This is a genomic window from Paenibacillus sp. BK720 (genome assembly GCF_011761545.1).
In the GTDB taxonomy this organism is placed as follows: Bacteria; Bacillota; Bacilli; order Paenibacillales; family Paenibacillaceae; genus Pristimantibacillus.
The window spans coordinates 1,559,049-1,569,644 of record NZ_JAASRQ010000001.1 but is presented as its reverse complement, the minus strand read 5'-3'; the positions used below and the strand labels follow the sequence as shown (position 1 = coordinate 1,569,644).

General features: G+C 49.0%; 11 protein-coding genes and 1 rRNA gene. 1 reads left to right on the top strand and 11 read right to left on the bottom strand.

The window, feature by feature from the left end; genetic code table 11:
• From FHT67_RS07115 to FHT67_RS07070, 10 genes are all read right to left on the bottom strand, one after another.
• Nucleotides 1–289 (bottom strand): 16S ribosomal RNA (locus FHT67_RS07115); the annotation flags it as partial.
• A gap of 369 nt (nt 290–658) precedes the next feature.
• A complete protein-coding gene (locus FHT67_RS07110) occupies nt 659–1,558 on the bottom strand; it encodes a response regulator (RefSeq protein ID WP_167196762.1) in 900 nt (299 codons plus the stop codon).
• 4 nt (nt 1,559–1,562) lie between these two features.
• The gene (locus FHT67_RS07105) at nt 1,563–2,864 is read right to left on the bottom strand and encodes a sensor histidine kinase (protein ID WP_132305145.1); all 1,302 of its coding nucleotides are present in this window, start codon (nt 2,862–2,864) and stop codon (nt 1,563–1,565) included.
• A gap of 16 nt (nt 2,865–2,880) precedes the next feature.
• Complete coding sequence (locus FHT67_RS07100) at nt 2,881–3,531, bottom strand: amino acid ABC transporter permease (RefSeq protein WP_132305143.1); 651 nt, start codon at nt 3,529–3,531, stop codon at nt 2,881–2,883.
• Nucleotides 3,532–3,587: 56 nt separating this feature from the next.
• On the bottom strand, nt 3,588–4,241 hold the full coding sequence (locus FHT67_RS07095; protein WP_132305141.1) for an amino acid ABC transporter permease: 654 nt from the start codon (nt 4,239–4,241) through the stop codon (nt 3,588–3,590).
• A gap of 75 nt (nt 4,242–4,316) precedes the next feature.
• The gene (locus FHT67_RS07090; protein ID WP_243866915.1) at nt 4,317–5,165 is read right to left on the bottom strand and encodes a glutamate ABC transporter substrate-binding protein; all 849 of its coding nucleotides are present in this window, start codon (nt 5,163–5,165) and stop codon (nt 4,317–4,319) included.
• Between the two features lie 61 nt (nt 5,166–5,226).
• Nucleotides 5,227–5,955 carry an amino acid ABC transporter ATP-binding protein gene (locus FHT67_RS07085; RefSeq protein ID WP_132305139.1) on the bottom strand — a complete coding sequence of 243 codons (729 nt, stop codon included), beginning with the start codon at nt 5,953–5,955 and terminating at the stop codon, nt 5,227–5,229.
• 270 nt (nt 5,956–6,225) lie between these two features.
• Nucleotides 6,226–7,347: a phosphotransferase gene (locus tag FHT67_RS07080; RefSeq protein ID WP_132305137.1), complete on the bottom strand. Its 1,122-nt coding sequence runs from the start codon at nt 7,345–7,347 to the stop codon at nt 6,226–6,228.
• A 15-nt stretch (nt 7,348–7,362) separates the two neighbouring features.
• The gene (locus tag FHT67_RS07075; RefSeq protein ID WP_132305135.1) at nt 7,363–7,788 is read right to left on the bottom strand and encodes a GNAT family N-acetyltransferase; all 426 of its coding nucleotides are present in this window, start codon (nt 7,786–7,788) and stop codon (nt 7,363–7,365) included.
• A gap of 139 nt (nt 7,789–7,927) precedes the next feature.
• The gene (locus FHT67_RS07070; protein WP_167196759.1) at nt 7,928–9,100 is read right to left on the bottom strand and encodes a chromate transporter; all 1,173 of its coding nucleotides are present in this window, start codon (nt 9,098–9,100) and stop codon (nt 7,928–7,930) included.
• 116 nt (nt 9,101–9,216) lie between these two features.
• Here FHT67_RS07070 and FHT67_RS07065 point away from each other — a divergent pair, with 116 nt between their 5' ends.
• Nucleotides 9,217–9,834, top strand: a complete 618-nt coding sequence (locus tag FHT67_RS07065; RefSeq protein ID WP_167196756.1) for an NUDIX hydrolase — start codon at nt 9,217–9,219, stop codon at nt 9,832–9,834.
• 69 nt (nt 9,835–9,903) lie between these two features.
• Here FHT67_RS07065 and fsa read toward each other — a convergent pair whose 3' ends face one another.
• A complete protein-coding gene (fsa, locus tag FHT67_RS07060; protein ID WP_132305129.1) occupies nt 9,904–10,572 on the bottom strand; it encodes a fructose-6-phosphate aldolase in 669 nt (222 codons plus the stop codon).
• Nucleotides 10,573–10,596: the final 24 nt, after the last annotated feature.

The following is a 10,596-nucleotide window of genomic DNA, read 5'->3' as shown; positions in this document are numbered from 1 at the left end:
CTACGCATCGTCGCCTTGGTGAGCCGTTACCCCACCAACTAGCTAATGCGCCGCGGGTCCATCCATAAGTGGCAGATTGCTCCGCCTTTCCCGATCCGGTCATGCGACCGTTTCGCGTATCCGGTATTAGCATTCGTTTCCGAATGTTATCCCAGTCTTATGGGCAGGTTACCCACGTGTTACTCACCCGTCCGCCGCTAACTTTACCCGAAGGTAAAGTCCGCTCGACTTGCATGTATTAGGCACGCCGCCAGCGTTCGTCCTGAGCCAGGATCAAACTCTCCATTAAAGTGTTTGACTTGCTCATTCATTTAAAAAATCGCTTTTCCGTTATTTCTAACGGGGCAGTTTCGCTCGTTGTTCAGTTTTCAAAGAACAATTTGTTTTTCGCAACAACGTTTCATATCTTATCACGTTATTGTTTTTTGCGTCAAGCATTTCTTTCATCTTTGTAATTCTACTATAGTTAATGATGTTACTATTGTTCCAAGCCTTTTGTTTCTTGCGGCTGGAGTAATAATATAGCATTAATAGATTTTAGATTTCAACCGGTAATAATTTACTGCTCGTTTAACGTTTGCTATTTCTTCTAATGTTCTTCGTATTCGGAGCGAAGCTTAATCGGGGAATATTACGTTAACTCATTGCACAGACTTGTTTACTGATTTTTCATTTTATCAAGCGTTTCAAGGTATAACACTTGAAGAAATTTCTTGATATTGACTTTACGTTTCTCCTGTGGGCATTTTTCGTCGATTTCTCGCATTTTGATTCGCACGTCCTCGAAATCGAAATAAAGCGGTGCGTAATGCTCGAACTTCGGGTGGCTGTAATCCGTGAGTCCAATACTCGCTAAGTTGGATAAAGCAGCTATGACGGTCCTGCGAATGCGCTGCTCGACCGCCTTTCCTTCCTTCTCCATATCGCCGCCTTCCGGCCTGCTCGACCGGGCTCCGATTTCGTATAACACTTTCAGTGGGGGTAAACCCGCGTCTTGATGCCGTCCGATCAACCAAGACATCATCTCGATGATGTCTTGGCTTCCGCTCTCCCCGAAAATGCCCATGTCCATTAAAATCATCCGAATGATTTCTTTGGCATCGTGCTTCTTCCGCATGCCCGAATGATCCGGATTCAGGTCATCCAGCTTCGCGATCGATTGTTTTATTTCCTTCAGATAACGGGCCATTCGCCATTGCTCGCTTACTTTGCCAAGCACGGCTTTGACTTCCACCCGGTTAATCGGTTTCTGAATATAAAATTCAATTCCCGCTTGGTACGCTTTACTGATCATTTCTTTATTCTCGATCTGGGAAATCATAACGTACTTCCCTTCGTACCCTTCCTGTTTCAGGCGTTCGATCGTTTCGATTCCATCCTGGTCCGGCATCAATAGGTCGATGAGGACGACATCGGGATTCTCGTTGAGCACAAGCCGTTTCCCTTCAACGCCGCCCGCCGCCATTCCGACCACATCGCCGACGCCGCCCTTCTCGATAATCGTCTGCAGCATCCGCCTGCTTACCGCATCGTCGTCGACAATACAGAACGATAACATGCGCCTACACTCCCTTCTTCAACTGATCGGTTGGAATAACCGCGGTGAATGTGGTCTCAGTGTCCCGCCCCGTCAGGAATAGTCTTCCCGTGAATGAGCTGACGATATCGCGAACATGCGAGAGGCCAATTCCGGTTGCCGCGACTCCTTCCTGATTGAATTTGGTCGTAAACCCAGGCTCGAATACCATATCCTTATCTTGTTCGGTGATCCCCGTCCCCGTATCGCTCACGATAAACAAAGTGTCTTCTTCGCGTTCACATACACGAATGCCAATCGATCCATGCCGATCAATCGCTTCGACCGAGTTGGCCGCCAAATTGTTAAGAACGGTAATAAGCGGGATGTAATGGGCGGTTAGGTAATCGATACCGACATCTATCTCGATCCGCACCTCTTTCTTCAACATCCGGCTGTATTCTCCGTTCGACTTTGCCACAAGCTCAACAACCTCTGACAAGGTCATCTCCTGGGCGTTTTCCAGGTCGAACAGCTTCATCAGTCCTGCCAGGATACGCTGCGAATCCTTCTTCACCTCGTGAATCTGTTGGGTAATTCCGAGCACGGTCCGGCCGTAATCGTTCAATCCTTCCTTGTTCAGTCGACCGTAAAGATCATGGCTCTTAGCGGTAATCTTTTCGAGTACATCCATTGATTTGCGCAAATAGAAGACCTCGCCGTAGAGTCCGCTGCCTACATTGATCATTTGTTCCATCCGTTTCTGTTGTTCAGCGTGAATGATTCGCATTTGATGCACGGCGATACTGCTGTAAATGCCTGTCGTAAAGTAGCTGCGCACCACCGCAATAACCGAAATCAACATCCACTGATTGGATTGTAAATGCGGCAGTCCAAAGACAAAGCTGCGCATAAGCAGCTCCGCTTCATTGGAAACAACGTCGATCAACGACACGCACGCCCCTAAAATAAGCGGATTCAATTGTTGCAATCTGCGTCGAATGATAACCATTCCGGCCCCGAAGACCATGTAATAGAGCATGGCGGAGAAGTGCGTTTTAATGCTGTGGAGAAGAAAGAAGGCTCCAGAAGAGGCGGCACCGTCGAACGTTACCCGGAACAGCAGCACCGTTGCCCCTGCTGCGATTCCCGTCCGCCAATAAGGCAGATGGCTCATCAAAAGTAGCAGGAACAGAAAGGCACTGCTGCCAAGACCGATGCGAAAGACCTCGCCGATGAACGGGTTGATCTTGAATTCGCCGGCAACCGCTACGACGATGGCGACGACGGTTATTTGCATGCTTTCGGATTTCGACCAATTTTGAATGGCTATAGGAATGACTCCCATCGGGATCTGAACTCTGTTAGCCCCATTTATTTTCAAGGCGTCTAGCCGCAAGCGACAGCGCGTAATTGACCACAAAATACATAACGGCCACCAATGCGAGAATAGGCAGGGTATAATTGAAATTTTGCGCGATGACGATTTTTGAATTGTGCATCAGCTCAGGCAGGGAAATGACGATAGCTAGCGACGTATCCTTGAGCAAAGAGATGAACTGGCTTACGATCGGCGGCACCATTCTCCTCAATCCCTGCGGGAGAACAATATGCCAGACCGTCTGCGTATAAGTGAGACCCGACGAACGGGCGGCTTCCACCTGACCTTTCGGGATCGAGCTAAGTCCGCTGCGCACGATTTCCGAGATCATCGCGGCTTCGAATACCGTCAATCCGACGATGGCCGAGCTCATGACCCCCAGCTTGAGACCAACGTCCGGCATTGCGAAATAAGTGAAAAACAATATCAACAAAAGAGGCAAATTACGGATAAACTCGACGAGCACCCCGATGATGCGTGATATAACGGGAATATTCATATACCGCAGCGTTCCGGCGATGCTGCCAAGTACAAAGCTCAGCACGATCGCGATGAATGCAACCCAAAGCGTGATGCCGAAGCCTTTCAGTATAAAGATGAGATTATGGTAAGAGAAAGCGCCAGCAATGTCCATCCACCGTTCCTCCTAAAAGTTATTCGCAAGTTTCGCGGCATTCCTGCTTGCGCAATCTATTCGTTCTTGGCCAATTTTCGCTCGAGACGCAGCGCAGCGAAGCTTAAAGGAAGGGTCAAAACGAGATACAAAGCCGCGACGAAGATATAGGTGTCGAAGGTTGCGTACGTTTTGCTGGCGACTTGATCGCCATAATACATCAGGTCGAATCCGGCGAAGACGCCTAGAATCGATGAGTTTTTCACGAGGTTAATGAATTGGTTGCTGAGCGGCGGAATGACGATTTTAATCGCCTGCGGTAGCACGACATTCCGCATCGTCTGCAAGTACGTCAATCCCGATGCTCTGGCCGCCTCGGTCTGTCCGGCCGGAATGCTCATGATGCCCGCCCGAATTGCTTCGGCAACGAAGGAGGCGGTATATACCATAAGTCCGACCGTGCCGCAGATGAATCCGCTTAACGTCACGCCTAATGATGGCAAACCGTAATAAAACACGAAAACGACCAGCAGCAGCGGTATATTCCTAACGAACTCGACGTAAGCCGTCCCGATCCATACGAGCGGCTTGACGAATGAAATACGGAATACGGCAATGATCGTTCCAAGAGCGAAGCTGCCGAGTAAAGCGATGATGCTCGCCCAAATCGTGTTGCCAAACCCTTTCATATAGATATCGAAATTGTCAGTAAAAATCGATAAGTCCGGCATGCTATCCCCTCCCGCTATTCCCGATATGCAGAAGATGGGTGGCGCTTGGCCACCCATCCTGTTGTTTGCAAACCTCTATTCCCCGGATGGGGCTTTGCCGATCCATTTCTCGTAAATCTTGTCGTATTCGCCATTGTCGTGCAGCCTCTTCAATCCTTCATTGACGCTGTTCAGAAGATCGGTTGCGCCCTTCTTGATCGCGATGCCGTAAGGCTCGTCGGTGAACGGCTCTCCGACTACCTCATAGTTGGGATCCTGAACGGCCATGCCATACAGAATCGCATTATCGGTCGTCAACGTATCGCCCTGACCCGCTTTGAGCGCGCTGAACGCGTCCTGGTAGTTATCGAACTCGAGGATGGTCGCGTCCGGCACTTTTGCTTTGATGTTGTCGACCGAGGTTGATCCCTTCACGGCCAATACTTTCGTACCTTTCTTTATGTCGTCGATGCTCTTGATCGGACTTCCTTTCTTCACCAGAAGAGACTGGCCTGCCTTGAAGTACACATCGGAGAAATCGACTTCTTTCTTGCGTTCCTCCGTAATCGTCATCGTGGCGACGATCAAATCGATCTCCTTGTTGTTCAACATCGGAATGCGTGTCTTGGAAGTGACTTCCTTCAGCTCGATTTTGTTCTCGTCGCCGAGAATTTCCTTGGCGAGCGCTTTCGCGATATCGACGTCGAACCCCTCGACGTTGCCGCTCGCCGGATCCTTCAGACCGAATAGCTTCGTATCGTACTTGACGCCAACAACGAGCTTCCCTCGGCTCTTGATATCGCCCAGCGCCGACGATGCTTCCGACGGCGAATTCCCGTCTGCGCCGTTGCCGCCCCCTCCTTCTTTATTGCCGCAACCGGTTAATAAGACTGTAAAAAGAAACATCAGTACGAAGCCAAACGCCATCCAACTTTTTCTCTTCATCGCTTAATTCCCCTCTCCAATTGGGATAACATGGGCATATGGTTTGCTCGCGCGCAGGCCGTTAATGGTGCAGCACGCGATTGAGAAACAAACGCGCCCTTTCTTCACGGGGCTGTTCGAAAAATTCCTCCGGCGGAGAAATTTCGACGATTTGCCCTTTGTCCATAAAGACGACGCGGTCCGCCACTTCCCTTGCGAAACCCATCTCGTGCGTAACGACGACCATCGTCATCCCTTCGTGCGCCAAGGTCTTCATGACGTCCAGCACTTCTCCGACCATTTCCGGGTCGAGCGCGGAGGTTGGCTCGTCAAAGAGCATAATCTTGGGCGTCATAGCTAACGCCCTTGCGATTGCTACACGCTGCTGTTGTCCCCCTGACAGCTGCGATGGAAACGCTCCCGCCTTGTCGGCGATGCCAACTTTCTCCAAATACATTCTGGCCGTTTCCATCGCTTGCTGCTTCGGCACGCCTAGCGCCTTCATTGGAGCGAGCGTAATATTGTCGATCACTTTCCTATGAGGATAGAGATTGAAGTGCTGGAACACCATGCCGATTTCCCGCCGAAGCTTGTTAATGTCGGCTTTCTTGTCGGTGACGTCAACTCCGCTCACAATCAGACGGCCACTCGTGATCGACTCCAACCGGTTGATGCAGCGCAGGAGCGTACTCTTCCCCGATCCGGAAGGTCCGATCACAACGACGACTTCTCCCTGAGCGATACGAAGATCGATGCCTTTAAGCACATGAAAATCGCCAAAATGCTTCTCCACTTGCTGAAAATCAATCAACGCAATCCCCCCCTTACGATGCACCTCTTTGATGGACAAGGTGTTAGGTTAGATAACATGCTGTGTAGACAACTATATGGAATACCTACGCAATCCTAACGAATCCGACATCAAAATCTTGATTTTTTTATTAACGAGTGCGATTCTTCCATATTTGAGAACGCAAAAAAAAGCCTCCATCGCTGGAAGCTCCTTTGAATGTTAGATTCATCATCAAACAGCTTATTTAATTGCTTACACTTAGCAGCCAGATCGTTCTAAATTTCCAATTTAGCAAATTACTAATCTGCCCCGTATTCCTTCGGCTTCAACGGCGGTTTTCATCTGCATTTCCGTAATGGTCATCCATTTTTTGGTTTCCGTTGAGTCTGGATTTTGCACCAGCTTCTTGAGCATCTTCGGAACTTCCCACACCGAGCGTAATGAAAACGCAGCAAAATAACCAAAACGGGCAAGCTCTGCGTCCCCCTGCCATCCGACTTTTCTTAGCCCGCTAATATAAGAAGAAATAAATAACTCTCGATACTCCATAAACCGATCAACCGGTATATGGCCGCGACTTAGACCTAAACCCAAGAACCGTCCTATATCTTCACCCGCCCCTGAAATACTTGCGAACTGCCAATCGATCAAAGTTAGCTTTCCTTCACGCCGGCGTGCATCATTCCGGATGATATTCTGTTCATAAAAATCCTGATGGGAAAATGTTTGAGGAAGCCGTTCAAGTGCAGTCAGCCAATCATTGATCCAAGGTTTAAAATGACGAAATTGGTCCAATATTGCTGCCGCTCTTTTATCCGATAGCAATATCCGCGTATTGTCAGCATCAGGTTCATAGCGGTATTTTTCGCATTCATGCAGCCACGATCGCATCCAATGCCGGTTTAACCATTTGAATTCCGGAAGGGGCTTTCCAAGCAGATACTCGGCTTGTATCTCGCCTAGCTTTTCCGTTACATAGCCGTAATCCTCACGCTTCCATGGCCTCTCTTCCTGCCCCATATCTTCCATCCACAACCAAATGGAGCCGTCATCTTTATTGTCAATGGCGTAACACTTGGGAGTTAATAGATTCGAAGGTACATGCTCAAGTAAACCTGAACCATAAACTAAGCTTTCTCGCCGCCAATAATTATAATGTGCGGGGTCATCCCGTATCGGATCTGGAATAACGATTTTTAGAATAAAGGACCATGAGCGACGCTCACCGTCATTGTTTTCGCTTGTTCCCGCTATGCGATAGACTCCGTCCGTTACGAAGTTTTTGTTTTCCTGGCCAATCGATTTGCAGGACCATTCGGTAATCTCTCCAAACTCAAAACCAGTACAGATATTAGACAAATGAAGAAGCTGTTCCTTGTCCCATTTTTCAGGTACGCGCTGAACGCTCATATGACGCCTCCTGCTCTATGCAATGGTTTTCTTAAAGTAATAATGATTGCTTCCGATTGGCGCCTCTTCGAACACGGCCACCTGGACATAACCATGCTTGAGATAAAAAAGAGGAGCTTGAAAACTGAACGTGTTTAGCTTAATAAACGTGCAGCCCTTCTCTCTTGCAATCTGCTCGATCCGACTCAACAGTTGCGTCCCTAGTCCATTACCTCTCTTTGAATCGTCAATCCACAAGATTTCGACTTCGATCCAGTTCCAGCAAAGGGTGGACAACATCCCTCCGATAATGCTGCCGTTCTCGTCCTTCAACGTTAAGTTGATCTCTTCATAGCGTGAACTTAAATGTTCCGGAACGTGCTTTGCGTTAAACTCGATTAGTTTGTTCCGAATGTAGGTGCTTTCTTCTTCTTTGCCAAATGAAATCGTAATATCGGTCATGATTTCCCTCATCCCTTCAGTCACTCTGATCAGAATGTATGTTCGTTAAACGCTTAGGGATATCCTTTATTTGTAATAAAAAAAATATGTAACCCCACTCAACTTGCCGAATGGAGTTACACAATTAAAGCAATAATTCTCAAATATACCCCAGCAGCCAACCTCCCGTCAGCCCCGCGAGCACAACGACCCATGGCGGCAGCTTCCAATAAACAAGCATGCCGAACAGCAGCAAGGCCAGCACAAAATCCTGAGGTTCCCTTACGGCCGTAACCCATAACGGATTATACAGAGCGGCAAGCAAGATGCCTACTACCCCCGCGTTAACGCCTGCCAGTGCGCCTTGCACCTTAGCATTGTGACGAAGCGTGCTCCAGAACGGCAGCGCCCCGGCCATAAGCAGAAAAGCCGGCAGGAAAATCGCTACCGTTGCCACTAGCGCCCCCTTCACGCCGCTTATCATCGCGCCAAGGTAAGCGGCTATCGTAAATAACGGTCCGGGAACAGCTTGCGTGGCACCGTAACCGGCCAAGAAATCCGCTTTGCTCATCCAACCCGTAGGCACGACTTCCCGCTCCAGCAGCGGCAGCACCACATGACCGCCGCCAAAGACTAACGAGCCTGAGCGATAGAAGCTTTCGAACAAGGCCAGCAAGCCCTCTCCTCCGACGAGCTGCCTTACAACCGGCAGACCGATTAGCAGGGCCAGAAAAAGCCCCAGACAAAGCATTCCCGCACGTCTGCTGATAGGTACCGGCACTGTAAGGCTCGTTTCCGTTCCTTCAGCTTGTCTGTACAACAGATAGCCGATTCCTCCTGCTGCCAGGAGGATCAGAATCTGACTTACGGCAGTCTGCCACAATAAAGTGACAGCCGCAGCCAAGATCGCCAGAGTCGCCCTGTTCCGGTCCGACGCAAGCTTTTGTCCCATGCTTAATACCGCTTGGGCAACAATCGCAACCGCTACAATTTTCAAACCGTGGATCCAGCCGGAATTGCCGATATCGAATCCTTGCATGAGTAGAGCAAACAGGACAAGAAGGATAACCGAAGGCATCGTAAACCCGATCCATGCCGCGACTCCTCCAAGCCATCCAGCTCGCAAAATACCGATGCCAATGCCAACCTGACTGCTCGCAGGGCCGGGGAGAAACTGCGCTAAGGCGACAAGATCGGCATAACTGCGTTCATCCATCCAACGGCGGCGCTTCACATATTCATTGTGGAAATAACCAAGATGCGCGGTAGGACCGCCAAACGATGTGCAGCCAAGTTTGAATGATACGGCCAATACTTCGAATAAAGGCTTCAAGTCGATTGTTCCTCTCCAGGTTTTTCCCTTATTATATAAGGATAAAGGCAAGCCGTTAATCTCATTTACAGTTTCTTAACGCATAGACCAAAAACAGAAAGAAGGTATTTCCGTAAATGGAACCAAAATGGTTAGAGTGGGCTAAACAAATGCAAGCTATCGCGCAAACCGGGTTAACTTACGCAAAGGATGTTTACGATATCGAGCGTTATGAAGCGCTGCGTCGGATGAGTATCGAAATTTTGGCTGAATACACCTCCGTTAGCCATGAGCAAATCGCCCTCGCCTTCGCCAGCGACAAGGGTTACGCCACACCGAAAACCGATATCCGCGCGGTAGTTTTCCAAGATAACAAGCTCTTATTAGTTAAGGAAAAAATAGACGGCGGTTGGTCCCTGCCTGGCGGATGGAGCGATATGGGGTATTCCCCAAAGGAAATCGCCGTCAAGGAAACGCAAGAAGAAGCCGGGTTCGATACCGCTGCCGTACGTCTCTTGGCTGTACTCGACAAGAAATTCCATAACCACCCGCCTAGCCCTTATCATGTCTATAAAATGTTTATTCTGTGCGAGATCATTGGCGGAGAAGCAACAGCAGGCGTGGAAACAAGCGATGTCGGTTTCTTCGGCATCGACGAGCTGCCCGAGCTTTCCATCGAACGAAATACGCTTGAACAAGTCCAGCTGATGTTCGAGTATCTCCACAATCCGAATAAAGAAGTTATCATCGATTAACCGTTTCCTTGCTCATGAAATGAAAAAAACACGCCAATCCCGGGATTGGCGTGTTTCCTTCTATATGGATTATTGTTGAGTCGTTTTCTTCCAGTCTGCCGCAAATTTTTCCATGCCTTGATCCGTCAATGGATGCTTCGAGATTTGCTCGATTACCGAGAACGGAACCGTTGCAATGTGCGCGCCAGCCATCGCTACGCGGGTAACATGGTCTGGGTGACGGACAGACGCCGCGATAATTTGAGCATCCAGGTTGTGAACGCGGAACAGCTCGGCAACTTTCGCGACCAATTGAACGCCATCTTCCGAGATATCGTCCAGACGGCCAAGGAACGGAGATACGTAAGTCGCGCCCGCGCGCGCAGCAAGAAGCGCTTGGTTAACCGTGAAGATCAGGGTTACGTTTGTTTTAACCCCTTTTTTCGTCAGGTAACGGCAAGCTTCAAGCCCTGCCAAAGTCATAGGCAGCTTGATTGTAATATTTTTATCGTAGTTGTTAATTTTAATGAGTTCGTCAGCTTGCGCAATCATTTCTTCCGCTGTGAGCGCATCAGGCGTAACTTCGGCGGATACCGATTCTACTTCCGGTACTTCGCGCAAAATTTCGGCAATACGATCTTCGAACTTAACGCCTTCTTTGGCAACCAGCGACGGGTTTGTCGTTACGCCGGACAATACGCCGATTTTGTAGGCTTTCTTAATATCTTCCAAGTTTGCTGTATCGATGAATAATTTCATTATGAACAACCTCCGAATAATATT

What these genes read in the sequence shown, in the direction of transcription:
- FHT67_RS07110 (WP_167196762.1), bottom strand. Translation starts at nt 1,558, where the DNA reads ATGTTATCGTTCTGTATTGTCGACGACGATGCGGTAAGCAGGCGGATG.
- FHT67_RS07105 (WP_132305145.1), bottom strand. Translation starts at nt 2,864, where the DNA reads ATGGGAGTCATTCCTATAGCCATTCAAAATTGGTCGAAATCCGAAAGC.
- FHT67_RS07100 (WP_132305143.1), bottom strand. Translation starts at nt 3,531, where the DNA reads ATGGACATTGCTGGCGCTTTCTCTTACCATAATCTCATCTTTATACTG.
- FHT67_RS07095 (WP_132305141.1), bottom strand. Translation starts at nt 4,241, where the DNA reads ATGCCGGACTTATCGATTTTTACTGACAATTTCGATATCTATATGAAA.
- FHT67_RS07090 (WP_243866915.1), bottom strand. Translation starts at nt 5,165, where the DNA reads ATGAAGAGAAAAAGTTGGATGGCGTTTGGCTTCGTACTGATGTTTCTT.
- FHT67_RS07080 (WP_132305137.1), bottom strand. Translation starts at nt 7,347, where the DNA reads ATGAGCGTTCAGCGCGTACCTGAAAAATGGGACAAGGAACAGCTTCTT.
- FHT67_RS07075 (WP_132305135.1), bottom strand. Translation starts at nt 7,788, where the DNA reads ATGACCGATATTACGATTTCATTTGGCAAAGAAGAAGAAAGCACCTAC.
- FHT67_RS07065 (WP_167196756.1), top strand. Translation starts at nt 9,217, where the DNA reads ATGGAACCAAAATGGTTAGAGTGGGCTAAACAAATGCAAGCTATCGCG.
- fsa (WP_132305129.1), bottom strand. Translation starts at nt 10,572, where the DNA reads ATGAAATTATTCATCGATACAGCAAACTTGGAAGATATTAAGAAAGCC.